The sequence below is a fragment of the Dietzia sp. NPDC055340 genome, assembly GCF_053645335.1.
This window is the reverse complement of sequence record NZ_JBSHML010000017.1, coordinates 44,450-68,516: the sequence shown is the minus strand read 5'-3', so window position 1 is coordinate 68,516 and position 24,067 is coordinate 44,450. Positions and strand designations below refer to the sequence as shown.

Below are 24,067 nucleotides of genomic sequence, written 5' to 3'. Positions count from 1 at the left end.
CGTGTCGGAGTAATTCTCCACGGGCCCCTGCGGCGTGGTGATCAGCATGACGTCATTGTGCTGCGCCCGCCGTCACCGCGATCTCAGATGCTCCAGGGCGGAGCGGGCGGCGTTCCACCCCGCCATCCCGTGGGCGCCGGCGCCGGGCGGGGCCGCCGCAGAGCAGATGTACACGCCCGGGATCCCCGCCGAGTAGGGGTTGAGGGCCACCCGGGGGCGGAAGACCAGCTGGAACGGCGTGTTGGCGCCGGTGACGATGTCGCCGCCGACGAAGTTGGGGTCATAATCCTCGATCTGCTGGGTCGACAGTGACCGGGTGGAGCGGATCCGGTCCCGGAAGCCCGGTGCGAACCGCTCGATCTGGTCGATGATCGTCCGGGTGGCATCACCGGTCCACCCGGCGGGGACGTGGGCGTAGGCGTCGACGGGATGGACGCCGTCCTTCGCGCGGTGCGGGTCGGCGACGGACTGCTGCCCCACCAGGATGAACGGACGCTCCGGCATCTCCCCGCGCACGACCCGCCGTTCAGCGTCGGCGATCTCGGGAAGCGTTCCGCCCACGTGGACCGTGCCCGCATGTCGGGAGGGCTCGTGGGCCCAGGGGATCCCGCCCTCCACGGCGAACGCCACCTGGAACGCGGCGGGGCCGTGCCGGAACCGTCGATAGGCGCGGCCGACCCGCGGGGGCAGGTCGTCGCCGAGGATGTCGGCGGCCGCGGAGGGGGAGGTGTTGAGCAGGAGCAGGTCGGGGCGGCCCAGCTCGCGGTGGTCCCGAACGGAGACGCCGGTCTCGATCCGGCCTCCGAACTCGGCGAGGCGGGTGGCCATCGCGGTAGTGATGGTGGACGAGCCGCCGGCCGCCACCGGCCAGCCGTACCGGTGCGCGGCGGTGCCGAGGGCGACGCCGATCGCCGACGACATCACCGAGCCCAGGGGGCGGAACGAGTGCGCGGCCACGCCGGCGAACAGCGCCCGCGCCTCCTCGGACTCCCAGCGGCGGGCCAGGAGTGCGGCGGGCAGTGCCGCGTACAGCCCGAACCTCGCCAGCGGGACCGGGTGGCCGGGCACGTGGACCAGCGGCTGCAGGAACTCGTCGACGATCTGGGGAAACCGCCGGGTCAACGGTCCGAACATCCGGCGGTAGGACTCGTTGTCGTCGTCGCCCAGTTCCCCGGCGGTGCGGTCCACCGATCGCCACACCGACGCGCCACGTCCACCGTCCAACGGGTGGGAGTACTGGACCTCCGGCAGCGACCAGCGCAGGCCGTAGTCCTCGAGGCCGAACTGGCGGCTGAAGCCGGTGTCGACAGCCAGTGGGTGGAACCCCGAGCAGTGGTCGTGCAGCAGGCCCGGCAGCGTCAGCTCGCCGGACCTGGTGCCGCCGCCGATGGAGTCGGATGCTTCCAGGACGGTTACATCGACTCCACCGGCGGCCAGTGTCAACGCGGCTGCCAGACCGTTGGGCCCGCTTCCGACGATGATTGCTGAGGGCATGGGATCAGTTCTATCCCACCGTGGACTCGTCGCGACGGGTCACGGCGGACCTGTCGGCGAGCGGCCCCTCGCCGCGTCTGCGGGGATGGCTCCGCAAAATGAGGAATGTCCCGGACCAACGAGGATCCGGGACACTACTTGGAGCCGATGACGGGAATCGAACCCGCGCTGTCTGCTTGGGAAGCAGAAGTTCTACCATTGAACTACATCGGCACTGCCCGCTCGGGCTGGTTCAGGTTAGCACGCCCCCGCCGCGCATTACCGCCGCGGGTCGGTCGCGCTGCTCCTACTTCTCGTCGGTCGCGGGCTTCTCGGCGGACTTCCGCTTCGCGGCGGCGGCCTTGCGGCGCGCGCTCGACGTCATGGGCCGCCTGGGCTGGTCGAGCGAGGCGCGGGGCACGAAGCCGAACCCGATGCCCCCGATCACGGCCACCGCGATCGCCCCGATGATCCACGGGGTGAGCGACATGTAGCTGGTGATCCCCATCAGCACGATGAGTACGGCCAGTCCGACGCAGACCCACGACCACACGGTCCAGCGCCAGACGTACTTGGAGGGCTCTTCCCTGAACTCGTCCATGCGCCCCATTTCACCACGTCAGCCGGGGTCGGTGCACATCCGGTCGCTGCAGCCGGGGCCCCTGGGGTCCCCCGTGCGCCCGGTGGAGGACGTTGATGTGTCCAGTTTCACGCACCCGTTTGTTACTGGCGGGTAGCATTTCGGCCGACGAGAGCGCTTAATGAGGAGGGCGGTCCGTTTCAGGGGTCGGAGTATCGACCGGCGGATGCCACCCTGCCCTGGAGGTGCGCGATGAACGACGTGACGCAGCAGCCCATCGCCGAGCGTGTCCGCACGGTGCTCGCCCGCGGCGCGGTCGGAACGATCGAGGCCGGGATCCTGCGCCGTCCACTGCGCTCGGCACGTGTGCGTGACGACGGCGTCGTGGTCCTCGTCGTCGACGTCAACGGCATGTCCCGCGCCGTCGGGGACGAGGCCCGCGTGGCCGCCGTGGGCGCCTCCGCGACCGTCGAGATCGTGGACTCCGTCTGTACCGGGCGCTGCCGTGGTGCCGCCCCGCGACCGTCGTTCGCGCTGGACGGCCGGCAGGTGGCACGTCCCGAGGGGTGCGACGACGACTGCGCCGTCATCCGTGGGGTCGTCACGATGTCGGGGATCGTCACCGCGTCGTCCGATGCGCGTCGCCGCCGTCTTGTGGCTGCGGACGGTGGCTCGATGAGCCCGGCCGGGGGCCTGGGTTCTATGCGCCTGAGCGAGCTGCAGCCGCTGGAGATCACGTACCTCGGCAGTGACGGCGTGGACATCGTCTCCCGCGCCGAGCTCGCCGCGGCGCCCGTCGACCCGATCGGCGTGGACGAGCAGGCCTGGCTCCGCCGGATCGGGGCGGACGCCGGATGGGCTGCGCGTCTGGCGCTGCGTGCCGGACGGCAGATCGCCGGCACGAACCCGCGGATCGTCGGCGTCGACGGCCGCGGCCTGGACCTCGACGTGGCCTCGGTCGGCGGCGGATTCCGCGAGGTCGTGCGAGTGCCGTTCTCGCAGGTCTGCCTCGATTCCGAGATGCTGCGCGCCGAGCTCGAACTCCTCGATTCCTGACCCTGTCGGACCGGTCCGCGCGGATAATTTTCTGCTGAGTTTCCGCCAAGTCCTTGCGTTGTAGGTGAGCCTTACCTAAGTTGATCGGCGCGGGTAGTCACGTCCCCGCCCCCGAACCGTTCCGGCGCCAATCCCTGAGGCGCCGGAACGGGCCGGGTACCGATTCCACGAGAGGGGTTCGACTCCATGCGATCACTGGTGGGGCCCGTCCCCGAACCTGCCGAGCGCGTCGGTTCCGCACTCCGCCGCTGCGGCCGGGCAACGCTGACCATCGGGTCCGGCACCCCGGCCGTCACCGTGACGCTGGCGCATCACGCCCCCGGGACGGCAGACCTCTGGCTGGTCATCCCGATGGCCGACGCCGCCGCGATCACCGCCGGGGGGCTGTACGCCCGGCTCGAAGTCCTGGACGTGATCCTCGGAGGGGTCGCCGACGGGCGGTGTCGTCGTGTCGTCGTCGTCGAAGGCCGGGTCGAACTGCCCGGCGGCCACGCGCAGCGCCACGTGGCCACCCACATCGCCGTGGACCTCCCCGACCCCTCACTGCTGGGCGTCGGCGGCGACCTCGCGCTGGTGCGGCTCCGCGCCGACCGGATCGTCCTCACCGACCACGACGGCGTCACCGACATCGAGCCCGACGACCTCGCCACGTCCGGCCCCGACCCGTTCGCCGACCTCGAGGGGCACTGGCTCGACCACCTCAACGATCCGCGCTGCCGGATCGTCCCGCGGATCGCCATGCGCGTGTGTCGCTGCCTGCCCGCGCAGCGACCGCTGCTCGTCGGAATCGACCGCGCCGGCGTGGACCTCGAGTTCACCGACCGCGACGACAACACCCACCGGCAGCGGCTGCCGTTCGCCGAGGCGTGCACCGAGGTGGCCGAGTTGGGGACCCAGATCCGATTGCTCGCGGGCGGGCCGCGGTACCCTCTGGATCGTGCTGCTCTCCGACCGTGACCTTCGTGCCGAGCTCGCCGACGGGCGGGTCGCGCTCGACCCGTTCGACCCGTCGCTGATCCAGCCCTCGAGCATCGACGTCCGGCTCGACCACCGGTTCCGCGTGTTCAACAACTCGCGCTACACCCACATCGACCCGGCGCAGCAGCAGGACGAGTTGACCGAACTGGTCGAGGTGTCAGGCGGCGATCCCTTCGTCCTGCATCCCGGCGAGTTCGTCCTGGGTGCCACGCTCGAGCGGCTCGAACTGCCCGACGATCTGGCCGGACGTCTCGAGGGCAAGTCCTCGCTCGGGCGGCTCGGCCTGCTCACCCACTCCACGGCCGGGTTCATCGACCCCGGCTTCGGCGGGCACATCACGCTCGAACTGTCGAACGTGGCCAACCTGCCCATCACCCTGTGGCCCGGGATGAAGATCGGCCAGCTCTGCCTGTTCCGGCTGTCCAGCCCCGCCGAGAACCCGTACGGCAGTTCGGCGATGGGCTCCAAGTACCAGGGCCAGCGCGGGCCGACGGCGTCGAAGGCGTACCTCAACTTCCAGTGACAGCGCGCCGGGGCCGGTCCGGCGGTCCGCGCGCACGTTGGCAGGCCGGTGGGGGGCCGGTCGGGGCCGCCGAGAGTTCATCGGGCGTCGCCCGGCGCGTCATCCTGAGTCCTCCGACCGGTTGACCGGGGTCGATAGCATGACGACATGCGTATGACCGTCTTCGGAACCGGATACCTCGGCGCCACCCACGCCGCCTGCATGGCCGAACTCGGTCACGAGGTGCTCGGGGTGGACGTGGACGCGGTCAAGGTCGACCGGCTGTGTCGGGGCGAGGTCCCGTTCTTCGAGCCGGGCCTGCCCGAGATCCTGTCCAGGCACGTCGAGTCGGGTCGGCTGCGTTTCACCACCGACTACGCGGAGGCCGCGGAGTTCGCGGACCTGCACTTCATCGGTGTGGGCACGCCCCAGCGCAAGGGCGACTTCGCGGCCGACATCTCGCACGTGGAGGACGTGGTGGCGCGGCTGGCGCCGCTGGTGAGCCGGGACGCGGTGATCGCGGGGAAGTCGACGGTGCCGGTCGGGACGGCGGCGCGGCTGCAGGAGATCGCCGACCGCTCCGCGGCTGACGGCGTGCGGGTCGACGTGGCGTGGAATCCGGAGTTCCTGCGCGAGGGCTTCGCCGTCGAGGACACCCTGCGGCCGGGCCGGATCGTGGTGGGCCTGTCCGATCCGGAGTGCGCGGCCAGGGCGCTGATCGACGAGGCGTACGCGCCGATCATGGAATCCGATCCGTGCCCGGTGATCGTCACGGACCTGGCCACCTCCGAGATGGTCAAGGTGAGCGCCAACGCGTTCCTGGCCACCAAGATCAGCTTCATCAACGCCGTGTCGGAGGTCTGCGAGGCCGCCGGCGCCGACGTGACCGTGCTGGCGGATGCGATCGGGATGGACCCGCGGATCGGGCGCAAGTTCCTCGGCGCCGGCCTGGGCTTCGGCGGCGGCTGCCTGCCCAAGGACATCCGGGCGTTCATGGCCCGCGCCGGTGAACTGGGCGCGGCGCAGGCGCTGACGTTCCTGCGGGAGGTCGACACGATCAACATGCGGCGACGCGACAAGATGGTCGACCTCGCGGCCGAGGTGTGCGGCGGGACGGTGATCGGCAAGACCGTGGCGGTGCTGGGCGCGGCGTTCAAGCCGAACTCCGACGACGTGCGGGACTCGCCGGCGCTCAACGTGGCCGGCATGCTCTCGCTCAAGGGCGCGCGGGCCGTGGTGTACGACCCGCAGGCGCTGGACAACGCCCGGGCCCTGTTCCCCACGCTCGCCTACGCCGACTCGGCGCTGGAGGCGTGCGAGGGCGCGGACGTGGTGCTGGTCGCGACCGAGTGGGGCGAGTTCGTGGAGCTGGACCCGGCCGCGGTCGCGCGGGTCGCGCGCGGTCGGGTCCTGCTTGACGGCCGCAACTGCATGCCGGGCGAGCGGTGGCGGGAGGCGGGCTGGACCTACCGGGCCCTCGGGCGTGGTGTGTCCACACCTGCCGACGCCCGGGCGCTCGCCGGAGTGGTGGCGGCGGCTGTCGGAAGCGCGGCGATGGCCCGGGCCTGACCGGCTACTGCGTGCGCGGTCGCATTTGCCGGTCGCATCTGCCCGCTCGCGTGTGCGCGACGCCGTGCCCCCGAGCCGCGATGTCGCGGTTTGGTTGCACCACTGCGAAGTTTCGGACTGTTCCTCGCGGTGCTGCAATCAAGCCTCACCGTAGCGTCGACAAACGGCTGGGCCGGCGAACGGGGCAGGCCGGGCGGGTCCGACGCCCCGTCGAGAAGAGCATTCCGCACACATCGCCCGAGAGCGGGCGCGCGGAACGCTCTTCTCGATGACGGTTACTGGCGGTGTGAGGGTTACTGGCGGTGTGTGGGTTATGGGCGGTACGGGCGCTACTGGCGGTACGGAGGCTACTGCCGGTACGAGCTGAGGAAGTTGCCGATCCGCTCGATCGCCACGCCCAGGTCGCGGCCCGGCGGCAGGGTCACGATCCGGAAGTGATCCGGGTCCGGCCAGTTGAAGCCCGTGCCCTGCGTGATGAGGATGCGCTCGCGCTCCAGCAGGTCCAGGGCGAACTGGCGGTCGTCGTGGATCTCGTGGACGTTCGGGTCCAGCTTCGGGAACACGTACAGTGCGCCCATCGGCCGCACACAGCTCACGCCGGGGATGGAGTTGAGCTTCTCCCACGCGATGCCACGCTGCTCGTGCAGGCGCCCGCCCGGCTCGATGAGCTCGTCGATCGACTGGTACCCGCCCAGGGCCACCTGGATGGCGTGCTGCGCCGGCACGTTGGGGCACAGGCGGGTCGAGGCCAGCAACTCCAGCCCCTCGAGGAACCCGGCGGCGTGTGCCTTGGGGCCGGTGATCGCCATCCAACCCGCTCGGTAGCCGGCCACACGGTAGGTCTTGGACAGGCCGTTGAAGGTCAGCACCAGCAGGTCGTGGGCCAGCGTGGCGATGGACGTGTGCTGGGCCTCGTCGTAGACGATCCGGTCGTAGATCTCGTCCGCCAGGATCAGAAGGCTGTGTTCGCGGGCCAGGTCGACGATCCCCTGCAGGACCTCTCGCGAGTACACTGCGCCCGTCGGGTTGTTGGGGTTGATCACCACGATCGCCTTGGTGCGCGGGGTGATCTTGGCGGCGATGTCCTCCAGCGACGGGTTCCAGTCGTCGGACTCGTCGCAGAGGTAGTGGACCGGCTTGCCGCCGGACAGCGAGGTCATGGCCGTCCACAGCGGGTAGTCCGGGGCCGGGATGAGGACCTCGTCCCCGTCGTCGAGCAGCGCCTGCATGGTCATGGTGATCAACTCGGACACGCCGTTGCCGAGGAAGATGTCGTTCACGCTCAGGCGCGGGAAGTCGGGCACCAGCTCGTAGCGCGTGAAGATCGCGCGCCGGGCCGACAGGATGCCCTTGGACTCCGAGTACCCCTGCGCGTGGGGGAGCGCGGCGATCATGTCGCGCATGATCACGTCCGGCGCCTCGAACCCGAAGGGCGCGGGGTTGCCGATGTTGAGCTTGAGGATCCGGTGGCCCTCGGCCTCCAGCTGGTTCGCCCGCGCCAGCACCGGCCCGCGGATCTCGTAGAGGACGTCCTTGAGCTTGGAGGACTGGTCGAGCGGGCGCGGCTGGTGGTGCGTGCGTCCCGGGTTCTCAGGCGTCATACCTGCCGATTGTGCCACTTCGGCGCGGGTGCCCGGCATCACGTGCCCAGCCGGCGGCAGGGCCGGGCCTCCGGGCCGGATCGACGCGGTCAGATCCCGTATCGGAGGTCGACGATCGCCGGGATCTCCGAGTCCGGGAGAAGCTCGTCGGGATGCTCGACGCGCAGAAAGTCCACACACTCGCGCTCGAGCGGACACAGCGAGTACGGCTGGGACTCGATCGACAGCCCGGTGGCCCGGCGGAGACGACGCACCTCACCGCGCACCGTCGTGGTGGCGGCCGGATCCTCATAGAGAGCCTCCGACAGCGCCCGCGCCGACCACGCCTCACGGGAGGCCAGCAGCGCCACGAGTTCGGCCCGCCGGGGCGTGAGCGGGATCGAGGTCCCGTCCGCCCGGATCACGGCTGGTTTCCACCCGAGCAGTCGGATCGCGGTGACAGGGTTGGAATGGTCGGCCGGGACGTGGCCGGGTGCGTGGGCGGCGGCGTTGTCGTCGTCGTGCCCGGGGCCGGCGGCCGCGGCGGGGAATGACGGGAGCGCGGCGAGCAGGGACTCGGCGAGTCGAGCGCCGCAGCGCACCAGCGCGGCGGTCTCCACCGACGAGAACCGCAGCGGGTGGGACACGTCGAGGACCCCGATGACCCGCCCCCGCGGATCCCTGATCGGACTCGCAGTGCACGTCCAGCCGTGGTGGGCGCGGACGAAATGCTCGCCCGCGGTGGCGTGGGTGAGGGCCCCGGTTTCGAGAGCCAGCGAGATGCCGTTGGCGCCGATGCCCTTCTCGGACCAGTCCGCGCCCTCCGCGAACGCGATCGAGTCCGCGCGACGCAACGCCTGCGCGCTGCCCGCGCGCCACAGCACGCGCCCCCGGGTGTCGGAGACGACGACGAGGTGGCGTCCGGCGGCCGAGGTGTCCGCCACCGATGCCACGACCTCGGCCGCGACCCGGTGCAGCGGCGTCATCTCGCGTGCGGTCGCGAGCTCGTCCCGCGACAGGACGCTGCGCGGGACCTGCTGGTCAGGGGAGATTCCCGCGTCCCCACTGCGTTGCCAGGCGCGCAGCACACGGGAGTCCAGATCGGGCGTCTGACCGCCGGCCAGCGCTATCTCATGGGCCTCGATCGTGCGGGCCGCGAAGGCGCCGGGGTCGGAGAACCGCAGCGCCGATTGCAACGACATTGCCACCCCCTGGGGAAGACAGTGTGATCTACGTCATTGAAACGCTACAGCAGAGCGAAGGAGTGGGTATGACCCAGACGACCGAAGCGCCGGCACAGGCCGACAACGCCGACCGCGCCGTGGAGACGTGGCTGGCGGAGTTCGGCGAGGCGTTGAGTGCGGGTGACACGGGCCGGGCGGCCGGGATGTTCGAGACCGAGGGGTGCTGGCGCGACTTCGTGTCCTTCACCTGGAACCTCCGGACCCTCGAGGGGCGTGAGGAGATCGGGGAGATGCTCGACTGCCAGCTCGCCGCGGTAGCCCCCACCGGCTGGGAGCTCGCGGAGCCGGCCGCCGAGTCGGGCGGCGTGATCGAGGCGTGGATCAATTTCGAGACCGCGGCGGGTCGCGGCTGGGGCCACCTGCGACTGCGCGACGGACGGGCCTGGACCCTGCTCACCACGCTGCAGGAGCTCAAGGGGCACGAGGAGAAGAGGGGCCGCGACCGCGACAAGGGCGTCGAACACGTCATCCGCCGCGGACGCCGGACCTGGCTCGAGCAGCAGACCGAGCGGCGGGAATCGCTCGGCTACACCGAGCAGCCCTACGCGGTGATCATCGGCGGCGGTCAGGGCGGGATCGGCCTCGCGGCCCGGCTCAAGCGGCTCGGCGTGCCCACGATCGTGATCGAGAAGAACGAGCGCGCCGGCGACTCGTGGCGCAAGCGCTACAAGTCGCTGCACCTGCACGACCCGGTCTGGTACGACCACCTGCCCTACATCCCGTTTCCGGACGACTGGCCCGTGTTCCCCGCCAAGGACAAGGTGGGGGACTGGCTCGAGCACTACACCGCGATCATGGACCTCGACTACTGGTCCGGGACGCAGTGCCTGGGCGCAGAGTTCGACGAGACGACAGCGACGTGGCGTGTCCGGGTCGACCGGCGGGGCGAGGAGATCGAGCTCAGGCCGACCCAGCTGATCTTCGCGCTCGGGGTGTCCGGCTACCCCAACATCCCGCACTTCGACGGCGCCGAGGACTTCACCGGCGACCAGTGGCACTCGTCCGAGTTCACCGGCGAGGGCGACGTCGAGGGCAAGCGCGCCATCGTGATCGGTTCCAACAACTCGGCCCATGACATCTGCGCCGCCCTCTGGGATCACGGTGCGGACGTGACGATGATCCAGCGCTCGTCCACCCACATCTCCCGGAGCGAATCGCTGATGTCGCTCGCGCTCGGTCCCCTCTACTCGGAGGAGGCGCTCGACGCCGGCGTGACCACCGAGAAGGCGGACATGCTGTTCGCCTCCTGGCCGTACCGGCTGCTGCCGGACGCGCAGATCCCCGTCTACGACCAGATGGCGGAGAAGGACGCGGAGTTCTACGACAAGCTCCGGGACGTCGGGTTCGACCTGGACTTCGGAGAAGACGGGTCGGGCCTGTTCCTGAAGTACCTCCGGCGTGGCTCGGGGTACTACATCGACGTCGGTGCCAGTCAGCTCCTGATCGACGGCGAGGTGGCCCTCGAGCGCGGACAGGTGACCCGGATCCTGCCCGACGGCGTCGAGCTCGACGGCGAGCGCGTGCTTCCCGCCGACCTGATCGTCTACGCCACCGGGTACGGCTCGATGAACCAGTGGCTCGTGGACCTGGTGTCCCAGGAGGTCGCGGATCAGGTCGGAAAGGTGTGGGGCTACGGCTCCGACACCACGCGCGATCCGGGCCCGTGGGAGGGGGAGCTGCGCAACATGTGGAAGCCGACCAACGTGGAGCAGCTGTGGATCCACGGAGGGAACCTGCACCAGTCGCGCCACTACTCCAAGTACCTCGCGCTGCAGCTCAAGGCGCGGATGGAGGGGATTCCAACGCCGGTGTACCGGGTGCAGGAAGCGCACCACACCTGCTGACCGGTCCTCGCCGCCTGCAGGATCGCGACGGGATTTCACGTTTCGCGACCGGCTTGCCCCGGAAACGACCGCGGCCCGTGATCAGAACTTCTGATCACGGGCCGCGGTCGCGTTGTCTTGTCGGTCAGCCGAGCGAGAGGCCGTATCCGCCGGACTTCTTCGACCGGGGGATCGCTCCGCCCGCAGCGGGCTTGGCCGGGGTCTCCGAGGCAGGTGCCTCGTCGGCGGCGTCGGCCTTCGAGGGCTCGGAATCGGCGGCCTCGGCAGGGGCCTCGGGCTTCGTCGGCTCCTCGGTCGCCGGAGCGGCCGCCGCCTTCGGTGCGCCCGGGGCCTTGGGAGCACCGGGGGCCTTGGCTCCACCCTTCAGCCCCAGGCCGACGGTCGGCTTGGCGGGCTTGGCCGGCTCGGCGTCGGCGGCCGGGGCCTCCGTGGCCGACGCATCCGAAGCCGGGGCCGGGGCGTCGGACTCGGCGGGCGCCGCAGCAGCCGGAGCGGCAGCCTTCGGCGCGCCGGGAGCCTTGGCCCCACCCGGGGCCTTCGGTGCACCGGGAGCCTTGGCGCCACCGCCGAGCGAGAGACCGCCCGACTTCGGTGCGCCCTTGGCGGCACCGGTGGTGGCCGGAGCCTCGCCCTGGGCTGCCTCTCGGGTCTCCTCGGTGCGCTCGGCGTCCTTGACCTCGGACTGGGCCTCGGCGCCGACAGCGTTGGCACCACCGGGGGCCTTGGCACCACCGGGGGCCTTGGGTCCGCCGGGCGCCTTGCCGCCGCCACCGAGCTTGAGGCCGCCCGACTTGGGCGCGCCCTTCGAATCGGCGACGGACGCGCCCGCCGCTGCGGCGCTGACCGCACCGGCGGTACCGGCGGCGGCCAGCTCGGCGCCCTCGCCCTTGTCGGTCACCTCGTTGTCCGGGGCGGCCTCGGCGGGCGCCGCCGTGGCGGTGGTACCGGCCTTCTCGGCCTCGGCGGCCTCGCGCTCGGCCTGCTCGGCCTCCTTCTGCGCAGAGGTCTTCTCACGCTTGGGCTTCTCGATCCACGACGCCTCGCGCGGCTCGGGCAGGCCACCGTCGCGGGTGACGGACTCCAGCAGCAGCTGGGCCACGTCCACGACCTCGACCTGACCCTCCATCTCGGTGCCGTCGGTCTGGGCGGTGGTGCCGTCCGAGAGCATCACGCGGCAGAACGGGCAGCCCGTGGCGATCTTGGTGGGCGTGGTCGACAGCGCCTCGTCGACACGATCGACGTTGATGCGCTTACCGACCGTCTCCTCCATCCACATGCGCGCGCCACCGGCGCCACAGCACATGGAACGCTGCCCGTGACGCGGCATCTCCTTGAGGGTCACGCCCGAGCCGTCCATGAGCTCACGCGGCGCCTCGTAGACCTGGTTGTGGCGGCCGAGGTAGCACGGGTCGTGGTAGGTCACGGTGCCATCGATCGGGGCCACCGGCACCAGACGCTTGTCCCGCACGAGGCGGTTGAGCAGCTGGGTGTGGTGGACCACCTGGTAGTCGCCACCGAGCTCGCCGTACTCGTTCTTGAGTGCGTTGAGGCAGTGGGCACAGGTCACGACGACCTTGCGCTGCGCGGTGGGCACGCCGTCGAAGGCGTTGTTCATCGTCTCGATGTTCTGCTCGGCGAGCATCTGGAACAGGAACTCGTTGCCCGCGCGGCGGGCGGAGTCACCGGTACAGGTCTCGCCCTGGCCCAGCACCGCGAATTTCACTCCAGCGGTGTGCAGCAGCGTCGCCACGGCCTGCGTGGTCTTCTTGGCGCGATCCTCGAAGGCGCCGGCACAGCCGACCCAGAACAGGTATTCGGTGTCGGAGAAGTCCTCGATGTCCGAGCCGATGACCGGGATGTCGAAGTCGAGGGCGTTCATCCACTCGTCGCGGCCGGAGTTGTTCTGGCCCCACGGGTTGCCCTTGTTCTCGAGGTTCTTGAACAGGCCCGCCAGCTCGGTCGGGAACTCCGACTCGATGAGCACCTGGTAGCGACGCATGTCGATGAAGTGGTCGACGTGCTCGATGTCCACGGGGCACTGCTCGACACAGGCGCCACAGGTGGTGCAGGACCAGAGGGCCTCCGGGTCGATGATGCCGGCGAGGGTGGGGTCCTCGGAGACGTCGCCGGTGGTGCTGCCGACCAGCGGGCGCTGGGCCTCGATGCGGGCGGCCTCGGGGATCTTCGCCAGCTTGGCCTCGTCCGGGTTGCCCTCGGCGTCGACCAGTCCGGTCTCCTCGCCCATCGTGGTCTTGCCACCCGCGAGCAGGTACGGCGCCTTGGCCGCGCCGTGGTCGCGCAGCGCCATCATCATGAGTTTGGGGCTCAGCGGCTTACCGGTGTTCCAGGCGGGGCACTGCTCCTGGCAGCGGCCACACTCGGTACAGGTGGAGAAGTCCAGCCAGCCCTTCCACGAGAAGTCCTCGATCGCGCCGGCGCCCAGGAGGGGCTCGAAGTCCTCGTCCTCCTCGGTGCGCTGCTCGATCTTCTCCATGGTCAGAGCCTCGCCGTCCATGGTCATGGGCTTGAGCGCGCCGAGCGCGGTGCGGCCGTCGGCCTCGCGCTTGAAGTAGATGTTGAAGAACGCCGAGAAGCGGTGCCAGGCGACGCCCCAGGTGATGTTGCGGCCCACGACGTACAGCCAGATCATGCCGGTGAGCAGCTTGATCAGCGCGAAGATCGAGACCATGAGTTCGTTGGCGGGCAGGATCGTCGACAGCGGGCCGGTGACCCAGTCGGTGCTCCAGTGGAAGCCGTATCCGTCGGCGCGCAGCAGGGCGAGCTTGCCGGCCTTGACGAAGATCATGCCCAGGCCCTCGAGCAGCACGACGGCCTCGACGAAGTAGGCGGCCTTGCGGTCCGATCCGGTGAACCGGTTGAGGCCCTTACGCTGGTTGACCTGGCGGATGATGATAAGTACCAGAATGCCGATGACGGTGCCCAGGCCCAGGAACTCGTCGATGGCGTGGTACCAGACCTGGTCCGACAGCCACGGCCAGCCGCCGCGCGGGTTGAACGTCTGGATGTAGGCCTCGAACCAGACGATCGAGCCGAGCATGAAGCCCACCATGACGAACCAGTGGAAGAAGCCCACCGAGCGCTTACGCGCCATCCGCGTGTGGGCGGCGACCTCCACGATGACGTTCTTCAGTCGGGCGAAGACCGGCCCGAATCGATTGAAGCCGTCCTTCTGGCCGAGCATGATGCTCCGCACCATCCGCGAGACTCCTCCGATGAAGGAGGCCCAGCAGATCAAACTGAGTAGGACGCCTATCGTCCCGAGAGTGATGGTCACGCCTGACATGGTTCGCGGCCTTTCGTCGCACTTCTCGACGCACGGGCACCGTATTTCCGTATTAAAGGCACCCGACGACAGTGTTGAGGTCAAAGGTATGCCACAAGGGCCCCGTTCCACGAGTTGAGGTCTCCCTTACCTGAGAGTTCCCCACTCGCGGACGGGGCCCGCGTGACGATCAGCGTTTTAGTTGGTGCGCAGTGTCAGACCCTGGTGCGCGGCGAGCACGTCGGAGATCGGGACCGCCGACAGGCGCGGGGTGAACCCGGCGGCCTTGGACACCGCCTCGGCGTTGGCGCAGGTCCCGGTGTCGGCCACGTTGGAGGCGCTGGAGATGCCCAGTGCGCGGTCGCCCGAGAAGACCACGCCGCCGCTGTCGCCGGGGAGGGCGCACAGGTCGACCGTGAACGCGCCGGCGATGGTGCGCGAGCCGGCCACGTCGATGTCGGCGTCCACCTGCGAGACGGTGCCGCAGGAGAATCCGGTGCGGAAGCCGGTCTTGCAGGCCTTCTGGCCCACGACGGGCTCGGCGGTGCCGATGATCGACTGGGGCGCGTTGCCGTCGGCGCTGACGAGGTTGTTGCTGAACCGCTCGGCCGCGTCCTCGTCCACCGCGATGAGGGCGGTGTCGATCGCCTCACGCTTGGTGCCGGTCATGGTGCCGAACTCCTCGCCGTCGGCGAGGGCGGCGCGGGTGCCGTCTGCGCCGGCGCAGTGGGCGGCGGTGATGACGACGGGCTTGCCGTCCAGCTCACCGTTGAACCCGGTGGAGCACTCGAGCACCCCGTTCGGAACGCGGACCATGTAGCCGGTGCCGCCGACGACCGGGCCCCTGGGCGCCGCGTCCGCCTGGGCGCGCTGACGCGCCTGCGGCGTGGGCTGCGGGTCGGGGTTGGGCACGGTCTCGTTCATTCCGTCGATGATCGAGCCGGTCCCAGGGGTCAGACCGGACAGTAACTCGACGATGGTGCGCATCGGGCCCTCGGGGATGAACCCGGTCTCGTTGAGTAGTGCCAGGCTTCCGAGCGAGCCGCCGTCGCCGCCGGTCAGCGCGCCGAGTCCGGCGCCCGCGCCGGCGCCGCCCGCGCCCTCACCGGTGGCGGCGGGCGTGAGTCCGTCGGTGGTCGGCTCGCCGCCGGAGCCGGTCTCGCCGCCCTGGCTCCCGAACGGCGCGGTGTCCCACGCCGGGTCGGGGGCCTCGATCATGTCGACCTCGGCGAGGTCGTGGAGCCGGGAGTCGATGGTGCCGAGCTGGGCGGCGTCACCGCCACGGGTGGTGACGACGACGGCGTTGCGGGTCGGATCGACACGCACACCGGTGACGAGTTCCCTGAGGTCGGTGGGCATGCCCTCGACGATCGCGCCGACCTGTCGTTCACGCGCATCGAGCTCGTGTGTGGTCAACGCCACGTCCCGGACGGTGAATCCGGCGTCGGTCGCCTCGTCGCGGAGGGTGTCGCCGATCGCTCCCTCGACCACGCCGACGATGCCGGTGCCGTCGTCGTCGAGCCAGACGCCGCCGAACGCCTCGCGGAACTTCTGCTCCCACCCGGGACGCGCCTCGGCGAGGCGCTGGCCGATGCCGGCCTGGTCGAGGAACTGCTCGGGCGTCAGACCGAGATCGCGCTTGAGCGCCTCGACGAGCGACGTCAGCTGGGGTCCCAACGCCCCGTCGAGCGCGGGGAGGGCCGTCGCGGAGGGGGAGGGGGGTGCCGCGGGCGCGGGGGCGGGCTCGGCGCCGGCGGGCGTCGCGGTGACGACGAGTGCCGCGGCCGCGCCGAGTGCGGCGAGTTTCGAAGAGATACGCATGGTGGCCTTCCGTGATGCACGGTGAGCGACTGGAGAGGTCGACCGGTCGCGAGCAAGATTACGGAGCTGTGATTACTGAGTCCAGTGTGACACGTGTGATTAGTGGGATTAGTTGGGCGATTTTTCAGAAGAGGCTGAGTCGAAGAATTTCGCCACTGGGCGCTAGGCTGCCTCTTCGGCAACGACGTACGCGTCATCCCCAGATACATATCGACCGGAGGTCCCATGTCCGACGCAGACGCCGCACTCCACGAGGCTCTCGACACAGTGGTGCGACGCAATCCCGGACAGGTTCTCTTCCGGCAGGCCGTGCACGAAGTCCTCGAGTCGCTCGCGCCCGTCGTGCACCAGCACCCCGAGTACGTCGAGGGGGGCATCCTCAAGCGCATCATCGAGCCCGAGCGCGTGGTCTCCTTCCGTGTGCCCTGGGTGGACGACAACGGCGTGGTGCAGGTCCAGCGCGGCTTCCGCGTGCAGTTCAGCTCGGACCTCGGCCCGTACAAGGGCGGCCTGCGCTTCCACAAGTCCGTCGATGAGGACACCCTGAAGTTCCTCGGCTTCGAGCAGGTGTTCAAGAACGCCCTCACCGGCCTCGGCCTGGGCGGCGGCAAGGGCGGTTCCGACTTCGACCCACACGGCAAGAGCAACGGCGAGGTCATGCGCTTCTGCCAGTCGTTCATGGCCGAGCTGGCCCACCACATCGGTGCCGACCTGGACGTGCCCGCCGGCGACATCGGCGTGGGCGGTCGCGAGATCGGCTACCTGTACGGGCAGTACCGCAAGGTGACCGGCCGCAACGAGGCCGGCGTGATCACCGGCAAGGGCGTCGGTTACGGCGGTTCCTGGGCGCGCACCGAGGCCACCGGCTACGGGCTGGTCTACTTCGTCCGCGAGATGCTGCGCGACTGCCCGGGGCTCACCCTCGAGGGCTCGCGCGTCGTGGTCTCGGGTTCGGGCAACGTCGCGCTGTACGCGGCCAAGAAGGCCTCGCAGCTCGGCGCCACCGTCGTGGCCTGCTCGGACAGCCAGGGTTACGTGCTGGACGAGGACGGCCTCGACCTGGACCTGCTGTCGGAGATCAAGGACGTGCGCCGCGAGCGCCTCTCGGCCTATGCCGACGAGCGCGGCAACTGCACCTACTTCGAGGGCCGGTCGGTGTGGGAGGTCGAGTGCGACATCGCGCTGCCGTGTGCCACCCAGAACGAGCTCGACGGTGACGCCGCGCGCACGCTCGCCGAGAACGGCTGCCGCCTCATCGCCGAGGGTGCCAACATGCCCTGCACCGAGGAGGCCATCGAGGTCATCCACGCCAAGGGCATCCTGTTCGGCCCCGCCAAGGCCGCCAACGCCGGCGGCGTGGCCACCAGTGGCCTGGAGATGCGGCAGAACGCCGGCCGTCTGCTGTGGGACTTCGAGCGCGTCGACTCCGAGCTCGACCGCATCATGACCAACATCCACGCGACCGCCGCCGCGACCGCCGAGGAGTACGGCCAGCCCGGCGACCTGATCGCCGGCGCCAACATCGCCGCGTTCCGCCGGGTCGCCGACGCGATGCTCGCCCAGGGCGTCATCTGACCCGAGTCCGTCGGCCCACCGGGCCACGGGCGATACGACGACGACAACGACCACCACGTCGTTGTCGTCGTCGTCCTCATTTCAGGGGCGGGTGACCCGGCAGCCCCCGGGGCACTGTCGCCGTGCGCGCCCGGCCTCGTCCGCGTCGCCCGGCCGACTTTGAGCCGGCGCGGCGCAGGTCTGTGTGTGAGTTGGCTCACTCCGGGAATGGAACCCTGCGCGTCTTAGTTATACGGAGCGTCAAACCTCAGCGGCCCAGGCTCAACTCGGGTTGACTCGCCACCGAACGGCGGGCAGTGTGGACACCACACTGTGGAGGGACGGGCCCCGGACTTGAGTCGGGGTCGCTGAACAGCAGTCATCATTCGCGGGAACAGTAAGGAGTTCACCATGGGACGTGCAGTCGGTATCGACCTCGGCACCACCAACTCGGCGGTCGCGGTCCTGGAGGGCGGCGAGGCCCAGGTCATCGCCAACGCCGAGGGGTCGCGCACGACCCCGTCGGTGGTCGCCTTCGCCAAGAACGGCGAGGTCCTCGTCGGCCAGCCGGCCAAGAACCAGGCGGTCACCAACGTCGACCGCACCATCCGCTCGGTCAAGCGGCACATCGGCACCGACTGGAAGTCGGATCCGATCGACGACAAGACCTACACCCCGCAGGAGATCAGCGCCCGTACGCTGCAGAAGCTCAAGAGGGACGCCGAGTCCTACCTGGGTGAGGACGTCACGGATGCCGTGATCACCGTTCCGGCCTACTTCAACGACGCCCAGCGTCAGGCCACCAAGGACGCCGGCCAGATCGCCGGGCTCAACGTCCTGCGCATCGTCAACGAGCCCACCGCCGCGGCCCTGGCCTACGGGCTGGACAAGGGCGAGCAGGAGCAGACCATCCTGGTCTTCGACCTCGGTGGCGGCACGTTCGACGTCTCGCTGCTCGACATCGGCGACGGCGTCGTGGAGGTCCGCGCGACCTCGGGCGACAACCACCTCGGTGGCGACGACTGGGACCAGCGGATCGTGGACTGGCTCGTCGAGAAGTTCAAGGCGCAGAACGGCATCGACCTGACCAAGGACAAGATGGCCCTGCAGCGTCTGCGGGAGGCCGCGGAGAAGGCCAAGATCGAGCTGTCCTCCGGGCAGTCCACCTCGATCAACCTGCCGTACATCACGGTCGACGCGGACAAGAACCCGCTCTTCCTGGACGAGACGCTCACCCGCGCCGAGTTCCAGAAGATCACCCAGGACCTGCTCGACCGCTGCCGTCAGCCGTTCCAGGCCGTGATCAAGGACGCCGGCATCTCGGTGTCCTCGATCGACCACGTGGTCCTGGTCGGTGGCTCGACCCGTATGCCCGCCGTGACCGACCTGGTCAAGGAGCTCACCGGGGGCAAGGAGCCCAATAAGGGCGTCAACCCGGACGAGGTCGTCGCCGTGGGTGCCGCGCTGCAGGCCGGCGTGCTCCGTGGCGAGGTCAAGGACGTCCTGCTGCTCGATGTGACCCCGCTGTCGCTGGGTATCGAGACCAAGGGCGGCGTCATGACCAAGCTCATCGAGCGCAACACCACCATCCCGACCAAGCGCTCGGAGACCTTCACCACGGCGGACGACAACCAGCCGTCGGTGCAGATCCAGGTGTTCCAGGGCGAGCGTGAGATGGCCGCGCAGAACAAGCTGCTCGGCTCCTTCGAGCTCGCCGGCATCGCCCCGGCTCCGCGTGGCGTGCCCCAGGTCGAGGTGACCTTCGACATCGACGCCAACGGCATCGTCCACGTCACCGCCAAGGACAAGGGCACCGGCAAGGAGAACACGATCGTCATCCAGGACGGCTCCGGTCTGTCCAAGGAGGAGATCGACCAGATGATCAAGGATGCGGAGGATCACGCCGCCGAGGACGCCAAGCGTCGCGAGGAGGCGGACGCCCGCAACCAGGCCGAGTCCACGATCTACCAGACGGAGAAGTTCGTCTCGGAGAACGAGGACAAGATCCCGGCCGACAAGAAGTCCACGCTCGAGTCGGCGATCGCCGAGGCCAAGACCGCTCTCGAGGGCTCGGACGTCGACGCGATCAAGGCCGCGGTCGAGAAGGTCAACACCGAGGCGCAGGCCGTCGGCCAGGCGATCTACGAGGCCTCCGCGGCCGAGGGCGCCGAGGCCGGGGAGGGCGCATCCGCGGGGTCCGATGACGACGACGTGGTGGACGCCGAGGTCGTCGACGAGGACGAGACCGGGAGCGATTCCAAGTGACCTCGCCCCACGCTGACGGACCGGAGACCGACAAGGCCGCATGGGCCGGTGCCGACGCCGAGACCGTCGACGCGGCCGAGGTGGCCGACGAGGCCGCGGCGGCTGAGGCCGCCGCGGCCGGCGGGGACGGTGCGCTCGAGGGCGAGATCGTCGACGAGGCGTCGACAGGGCTGCAGGCGCAGCTCGACGAGCGCACCGCCGACCTACAGCGGGTGTCGGCGGAGTTCGCCAACTACCGCCGCCGCATGGACCGCGAGCGCACGGCCGGCATCGAGGCCGCCCGCGCGGGGCTGCTCTCCGAGCTGCTCCCCGTGGTGGACGATCTCGACCGCGCCCGCGATCACGGCGACCTGGCCGACGGGCCGCTCAAGGCCTTCGCCGACAAGATGGTCGCGCTCCTGGCGGGCCAGGGCGTCGAGCAGTTCGGCGAGGAGGGCGACCCCTTCGACCCGAACCTGCACGAGGCCGTGCAGGACGAGTCCGACGGCGGCGAGCCCGTGCTCGGCACCGTCCTGCGCAAGGGCTACCGCATGGGCGAGCGCACCCTGCGCGCGGCGATGGTCATCGTCCGCTGACAGAGGCGACCGGCACGTGCAGGTGCGGCCCGCATCAGGCGGACCGCACCTGCACACCCCGGCAGACCTGAGAAACTAACTACAAAGCAGGACAGAAAGGAGGCGTCTGGTGAGCCAGCGCGAATGGGTCGAGAAGGACTACTACGCCGAGCTGGGCGTCTCCAAGACCGCCACGCAGGACGAGATCCGTAAGGCGTACCGCAAGCTCGCCCGCGAGAACCACCCGGACTCCAACCCGGGCAACACCGCGGCCGAGGAGAAGTTCAAGCGGATCAGCGAGGCGAACGACGTCATCGGTGATCCGGCCAAGCGCAAGGAGTACGACGAGTTCCGCGCCCAGGTCTCCTCGGGCGGGTTCGGCGGCTTCGGCGCGCCCGGAGGCGGCGGCGGTTACACCACCACCAGCGATTTCGATCTCGGCGACCTGTTCGGCGGCGGCGGACCGGCCGGCGGGGCCGGAGGCTTCTCCGACCTGTTCGGCGGGTTGTTCAACCAGGGACGCGCCGGCGGCGGCGGAACCGGTCGGTCCCGGGCGCAGCGCCCGCGCGGAGGTCAGGACGTGGAGACCGCGCTGACGCTCTCGTTCCGCGAGGCCGCGCTCGGTGAGACCGTCCAGATCAAGCTCTCCTCGGCGTCGCCCTGCCTGACCTGTCACGGCAGCGGCGCCAAGCCCGGCACCAGCCCCAAGGTGTGCGGCACCTGCCACGGCGCCGGCGTCACCCAGCGCAACCAGGGTGCGTTCGGCTTCGCCGAGCCCTGCACCGACTGCGGCGGTACCGGGTCCAAGATCGACGACCCGTGCACCGACTGCGGAGGCAGTGGCGTCACCGACCGCACCCGCACGATCAACGTCAAGGTGCCGGCGGGGGTCTCCGACGGCCAGCGCATCCGGCTCTCCGGACAGGGCGAGGCCGGCTTCCGGGGCGCGCCCTCCGGCGACCTGTACGTCACGGTGACGGTACAGAAGGACGCGGTTTTCCAGCGCGACGGCGCGGACCTGCTGGTCGACCTGCCCGTGTCCTATCCCGAGCTCGTGCAGGGTGCACAGGTGTCCGTCCCGACCCTGACCGGCCGGGTGACCGTCAAGGTCCCCGCCGGATCGCGGGACGGCCAGATCCTGCGGGTGCGGGGCCGGGGCATCGCACGCAAGTCCGGAACCGGCGACCTCAAGGTCACGCTCCGGGTGGCCACGCCCCCCGCCGGGATGGCCGAAGCCGAACTCGCCGCATACGACGAGGCGCTCCGCGCGGCAGGCTTCGATCCGCGGTCGGGCTGGGCCGGGTCGGCATGAGCCCCCGGCTGGACGTCGAGGACCTCGGTCCCGACGACAGCGTGCTCGTGATCTCCATGGCCGCGGAGCTGTCGGGGCTGCACGCCCAGACGCTGCGCACCTACGACAGGCTCGGGATCGTCACCCCCGAACGCACCCGGGGCGGCGGCCGCCGCTACTCGCTGCGCGACGTGGCCATGCTGCGCGAGGTGCAGCGGCTCAGCCAGGAGGAGGGCGTGAACCTCGCCGGCATCAAGCGGATCATCGAGTTGACCAATCAGGTCGACGCGCTGCGCAGCCGTGTGGCCGACCTGATCGACGAGCTCGCCGACCTGCAGCGGAGGCAGGGACGACCCGGCCGCTCCGGCGAGTTGGTGCACGTGCCGCGTTCCACCTCCGTGGTGGTCTGGCGGCCCCGCCACCAGCGTGACGACGAGGACTGAGGCCGGGGCGCGCGTGGTCAGGCGCACAGTCGGCCGACGGGTCCGGGCCCTCGCGGACGGGTAACGTCGAGCGCAGTCCGATCCCGGTCAGGCGCCCGCCCGGCCCCGGGGTCGACCGCAGTTCGACCGCAGCCGACGAGGAGGCCCGCAGTGCGCATCGCCGCCGCCCAGATCCTGTCCGGACGCGACCCGCAGGACAATCTGCGCAAGGTCCGCGAGCGGGTGGCCGAGGCCGCCGGCCGGGGGGCACGCCTCGTGGTGTTCCCCGAGGCCACCATGCGCGCATTCGGCGCCGGCCGGCTGGACGAGATCGCCGAACCCGTCGACGGCCCGTGGGCGACCGCGGTGGCCGAGGTCGCGCGGGAGTACGGCGTCGTCGTCGTCGTCGGCATGTTCACCCCCGGCGAGGGCGGCAGGGTACGTAACACCCTCCTGGTCACCGGGCCGGCCGGGGACGGCGCGGGCGGCGCCGGCGAGGACCTCCACCTCGGCTACGACAAGATCCACCTGTTCGACGCGTTCGGGTTCGCCGAATCCGACACGGTCGAGCCCGGTGACACCACGCGCGTGGTGACCATCGACGGCGTGGGGATCGGGCTGAGCGTCTGCTACGACATCCGCTTCCCCGGCCAGTACCGGCGCCTCGCTGCCGACGGCGCGCGCCTGACGCTGTGCAGCGCGTCGTGGGGGTCGGGGCCCGGCAAGGTCGACCAGTGGCGGTTGCTGGCCGGCGCCCGCGCGCTGGACGCCACCACGTTCCTGCTCGCCGTGGACCAGGCGGATCCCGAGGTGGAGGGCGTCGAGGTGAAGAACGGCGCGCCGACCGGCATCGGTCACTCGCTGCTCGTGGGGCCGGACGGGACTGTGCGTGAGGAGATCGCGGCGCAGGGCTCGGGGCTGCTGGTGGTGGAGATCGACGACGACGAGGTCAGCCGCATCCGGAAGGCGGTCCCCGTGCTCGCGAACGGGCGGGTCACCGAAGAGCCGGCCGCGGAGGTGGGGCGGTGACCGGACCGCGTGATCCGCGCGACGGCGATGATTCACGCAACGGCGACGGCCCCGCAGATCCGCCCACCGAGCAGTTCCCGCCCGCCGCGAACGAGGGCGGTGACCCGCCCACGCAGCAGTTCCCACCGGCCGACCCGCCGACCAACGCGCTGCCGCCGGTCGAGTCGGGCCCAGGGTCGGTGGCGTGGTCGCAGTACGACGACGAATCTGACGGGCCGGCTCCCACGGCCGGCATCGCGGCCGGCGGACCGGCTCACACGGGCGAGATCCCGGCCGGCGACGTCCCGCCGCCCGGTGACGTCCCGCCTGGGGGGCCCGGCTCGGGCGGTGATGGCCGGGACGACGACGGTGGCCGGAACCCGACGCCGTGGATGATCGTCGCGGCGCTGCTCGCGGTGGTGCTGGTCGCCGGCACCGTGATGTGGCTGGCCTCGCGCAGCAACAGCGACGACCAGACCGCCACGCCCACCACGACGCCCACCAGGTCGACGGTCACCTCCACCACGCGCAGCTCCCCGACCACGACCACGCCCACCACGACAGGGCCGCCGACCGCCGCACAGCGGTGCACGGCGGGTTTCGTGGCGGACGAGCTCGGCGAGGGAACCAGGGTGCGCGAGTGCGATCCGCAATTCCTGCTGGTCACGCGCGACGGCGGCGAGAGCGAGCTGTACACCTGGCGCGAGGACCACTGGGAATTCCTGGCGGCCCCGGCCTCCGATGTATGCCGTGAGCAGCTCGAACAGCTGGGTGTGCCGGACCAGTTCCGTCGCGTGTTCCAGCCCTGCGGCGTGACGACCAGTCGCACGACGAGCTCCTCCACGACCAGCCCCACGACGAGTTCCTCCACCAAGAGCTCGTCCACGAGCTCGACGACGCGCACCACCACGTCGGGCACCTCGAAGTCCACCACGAGCCGGTCGCAGAACGGCGTGGCCGCCGATCCGGACGAGGGCGAGGGCGAGGACAGCGGCGACGATGCGGTCGCGAACCGCGGAGCTGACGGCAACGCCGGCGTCTGA

Annotated in this window: 18 protein-coding genes and 1 tRNA gene; 12 read left to right on the top strand and 7 right to left on the bottom strand. The window is 70.4% G+C overall.

Annotated features, from left to right (window positions below; translation table 11 throughout):
- Positions 1–72: 72 nt before the first annotated feature.
- From ACWIFB_RS13215 to ACWIFB_RS13205, 3 genes are all read right to left on the bottom strand, one after another.
- Positions 73–1,494 carry a phytoene desaturase family protein gene (locus ACWIFB_RS13215; protein WP_454058487.1) on the bottom strand — a complete coding sequence of 474 codons (1,422 nt, stop codon included), beginning with the start codon at positions 1,492–1,494 and terminating at the stop codon, positions 73–75.
- Positions 1,495–1,633: 139 nt separating this feature from the next.
- Positions 1,634–1,707 (bottom strand) — tRNA-Gly (locus ACWIFB_RS13210).
- Positions 1,708–1,780: 73 nt separating this feature from the next.
- Entirely contained in the window at positions 1,781–2,074 is a 294-nt protein-coding gene (locus tag ACWIFB_RS13205) for a hypothetical protein (RefSeq protein WP_452101039.1), read from the bottom strand.
- 231 nt (positions 2,075–2,305) lie between these two features.
- Here ACWIFB_RS13205 and ACWIFB_RS13200 point away from each other — a divergent pair, with 231 nt between their 5' ends.
- From ACWIFB_RS13200 to ACWIFB_RS13185, 4 genes are all read left to right on the top strand, one after another.
- Positions 2,306–3,109 (top strand): hypothetical protein, encoded by an 804-nt coding sequence (locus tag ACWIFB_RS13200; RefSeq protein WP_454058486.1) that lies wholly within the window; start codon positions 2,306–2,308, stop codon positions 3,107–3,109.
- 186 nt (positions 3,110–3,295) lie between these two features.
- Positions 3,296–4,066, top strand: coding sequence for a hypothetical protein (locus ACWIFB_RS13195; protein ID WP_454058485.1), 771 nt, complete (start codon positions 3,296–3,298; stop codon positions 4,064–4,066).
- On the top strand, positions 4,047–4,610 hold the full coding sequence (dcd, locus tag ACWIFB_RS13190; protein WP_230928621.1) for a dCTP deaminase: 564 nt from the start codon (positions 4,047–4,049) through the stop codon (positions 4,608–4,610). The genes ACWIFB_RS13195 and dcd overlap by 20 nt, the downstream gene beginning before the upstream one ends.
- A gap of 147 nt (positions 4,611–4,757) precedes the next feature.
- A complete protein-coding gene (locus tag ACWIFB_RS13185; protein WP_454058484.1) occupies positions 4,758–6,158 on the top strand; it encodes a UDP-glucose dehydrogenase family protein in 1,401 nt (466 codons plus the stop codon).
- 347 nt (positions 6,159–6,505) lie between these two features.
- On the opposite strand, the gene ACWIFB_RS13180 is transcribed toward ACWIFB_RS13185, so the two are convergent.
- Both ACWIFB_RS13180 and ACWIFB_RS13175 read right to left on the bottom strand, forming a co-directional pair.
- Positions 6,506–7,759 carry a pyridoxal phosphate-dependent aminotransferase gene (locus tag ACWIFB_RS13180; protein ID WP_454058483.1) on the bottom strand — a complete coding sequence of 418 codons (1,254 nt, stop codon included), beginning with the start codon at positions 7,757–7,759 and terminating at the stop codon, positions 6,506–6,508.
- 89 nt (positions 7,760–7,848) lie between these two features.
- Positions 7,849–8,940: a GAF domain-containing protein gene (locus ACWIFB_RS13175; protein WP_454058482.1), complete on the bottom strand. Its 1,092-nt coding sequence runs from the start codon at positions 8,938–8,940 to the stop codon at positions 7,849–7,851.
- Positions 8,941–9,008: 68 nt separating this feature from the next.
- On the opposite strand from ACWIFB_RS13175, the gene ACWIFB_RS13170 reads away from it, so the two are divergent.
- Positions 9,009–10,826, top strand: a complete 1,818-nt coding sequence (locus tag ACWIFB_RS13170; protein WP_452099933.1) for a flavin-containing monooxygenase — start codon at positions 9,009–9,011, stop codon at positions 10,824–10,826.
- Between the two features lie 124 nt (positions 10,827–10,950).
- Here ACWIFB_RS13170 and ACWIFB_RS13165 read toward each other — a convergent pair whose 3' ends face one another.
- A complete protein-coding gene (locus tag ACWIFB_RS13165; protein WP_454058481.1) occupies positions 10,951–14,130 on the bottom strand; it encodes a (Fe-S)-binding protein in 3,180 nt (1,059 codons plus the stop codon).
- Positions 14,131–14,307: 177 nt separating this feature from the next.
- Positions 14,308–15,930: a S1 family peptidase gene (locus tag ACWIFB_RS13160; protein WP_454058480.1), complete on the bottom strand. Its 1,623-nt coding sequence runs from the start codon at positions 15,928–15,930 to the stop codon at positions 14,308–14,310.
- A 225-nt stretch (positions 15,931–16,155) separates the two neighbouring features.
- Between ACWIFB_RS13160 and gdhA the strand changes: the two genes are divergently transcribed.
- From gdhA to ACWIFB_RS13125, 7 genes are all read left to right on the top strand, one after another.
- The gene (gene gdhA, locus ACWIFB_RS13155; protein ID WP_454058479.1) at positions 16,156–17,505 is read left to right on the top strand and encodes an NADP-specific glutamate dehydrogenase; all 1,350 of its coding nucleotides are present in this window, start codon (positions 16,156–16,158) and stop codon (positions 17,503–17,505) included.
- Positions 17,506–17,895: 390 nt separating this feature from the next.
- Positions 17,896–19,749 (top strand): molecular chaperone DnaK, encoded by a 1,854-nt coding sequence (gene dnaK, locus ACWIFB_RS13150; RefSeq protein ID WP_452099929.1) that lies wholly within the window; start codon positions 17,896–17,898, stop codon positions 19,747–19,749.
- Positions 19,746–20,324 carry a nucleotide exchange factor GrpE gene (gene grpE / locus ACWIFB_RS13145; RefSeq protein WP_452099928.1) on the top strand — a complete coding sequence of 193 codons (579 nt, stop codon included), beginning with the start codon at positions 19,746–19,748 and terminating at the stop codon, positions 20,322–20,324. Before dnaK ends, grpE begins: the two co-directional genes overlap by 4 nt.
- A gap of 109 nt (positions 20,325–20,433) precedes the next feature.
- The gene (dnaJ, locus tag ACWIFB_RS13140; protein WP_454058478.1) at positions 20,434–21,615 is read left to right on the top strand and encodes a molecular chaperone DnaJ; all 1,182 of its coding nucleotides are present in this window, start codon (positions 20,434–20,436) and stop codon (positions 21,613–21,615) included.
- Complete coding sequence (locus ACWIFB_RS13135) at positions 21,612–22,037, top strand: heat shock protein transcriptional repressor HspR (RefSeq protein ID WP_344993139.1); 426 nt, start codon at positions 21,612–21,614, stop codon at positions 22,035–22,037. Before dnaJ ends, ACWIFB_RS13135 begins: the two co-directional genes overlap by 4 nt.
- 150 nt (positions 22,038–22,187) lie before the next feature.
- Entirely contained in the window at positions 22,188–23,045 is an 858-nt protein-coding gene (locus ACWIFB_RS13130) for a carbon-nitrogen hydrolase family protein (RefSeq protein WP_452099926.1), read from the top strand.
- Positions 23,042–24,067: a hypothetical protein gene (locus ACWIFB_RS13125; RefSeq protein WP_454058477.1), complete on the top strand. Its 1,026-nt coding sequence runs from the start codon at positions 23,042–23,044 to the stop codon at positions 24,065–24,067. Before ACWIFB_RS13130 ends, ACWIFB_RS13125 begins: the two co-directional genes overlap by 4 nt.

Coding starts and splice junctions, on each gene's coding strand:
- ACWIFB_RS13215 (WP_454058487.1), bottom strand. CDS start 1,494: ATGCCCTCAGCAATCATCGTCGGAAGCGGGCCCAACGGTCTGGCAGCC.
- ACWIFB_RS13205 (WP_452101039.1), bottom strand. CDS start 2,074: ATGGACGAGTTCAGGGAAGAGCCCTCCAAGTACGTCTGGCGCTGGACC.
- ACWIFB_RS13200 (WP_454058486.1), top strand. CDS start 2,306: ATGAACGACGTGACGCAGCAGCCCATCGCCGAGCGTGTCCGCACGGTG.
- ACWIFB_RS13195 (WP_454058485.1), top strand. CDS start 3,296: ATGCGATCACTGGTGGGGCCCGTCCCCGAACCTGCCGAGCGCGTCGGT.
- ACWIFB_RS13185 (WP_454058484.1), top strand. CDS start 4,758: ATGCGTATGACCGTCTTCGGAACCGGATACCTCGGCGCCACCCACGCC.
- ACWIFB_RS13180 (WP_454058483.1), bottom strand. CDS start 7,759: ATGACGCCTGAGAACCCGGGACGCACGCACCACCAGCCGCGCCCGCTC.
- ACWIFB_RS13175 (WP_454058482.1), bottom strand. CDS start 8,940: ATGTCGTTGCAATCGGCGCTGCGGTTCTCCGACCCCGGCGCCTTCGCG.
- ACWIFB_RS13170 (WP_452099933.1), top strand. CDS start 9,009: ATGACCCAGACGACCGAAGCGCCGGCACAGGCCGACAACGCCGACCGC.
- ACWIFB_RS13165 (WP_454058481.1), bottom strand. CDS start 14,130: ATGTCAGGCGTGACCATCACTCTCGGGACGATAGGCGTCCTACTCAGT.
- ACWIFB_RS13160 (WP_454058480.1), bottom strand. CDS start 15,930: ATGCGTATCTCTTCGAAACTCGCCGCACTCGGCGCGGCCGCGGCACTC.
- gdhA (WP_454058479.1), top strand. CDS start 16,156: ATGTCCGACGCAGACGCCGCACTCCACGAGGCTCTCGACACAGTGGTG.
- dnaK (WP_452099929.1), top strand. CDS start 17,896: ATGGGACGTGCAGTCGGTATCGACCTCGGCACCACCAACTCGGCGGTC.
- ACWIFB_RS13135 (WP_344993139.1), top strand. CDS start 21,612: ATGAGCCCCCGGCTGGACGTCGAGGACCTCGGTCCCGACGACAGCGTG.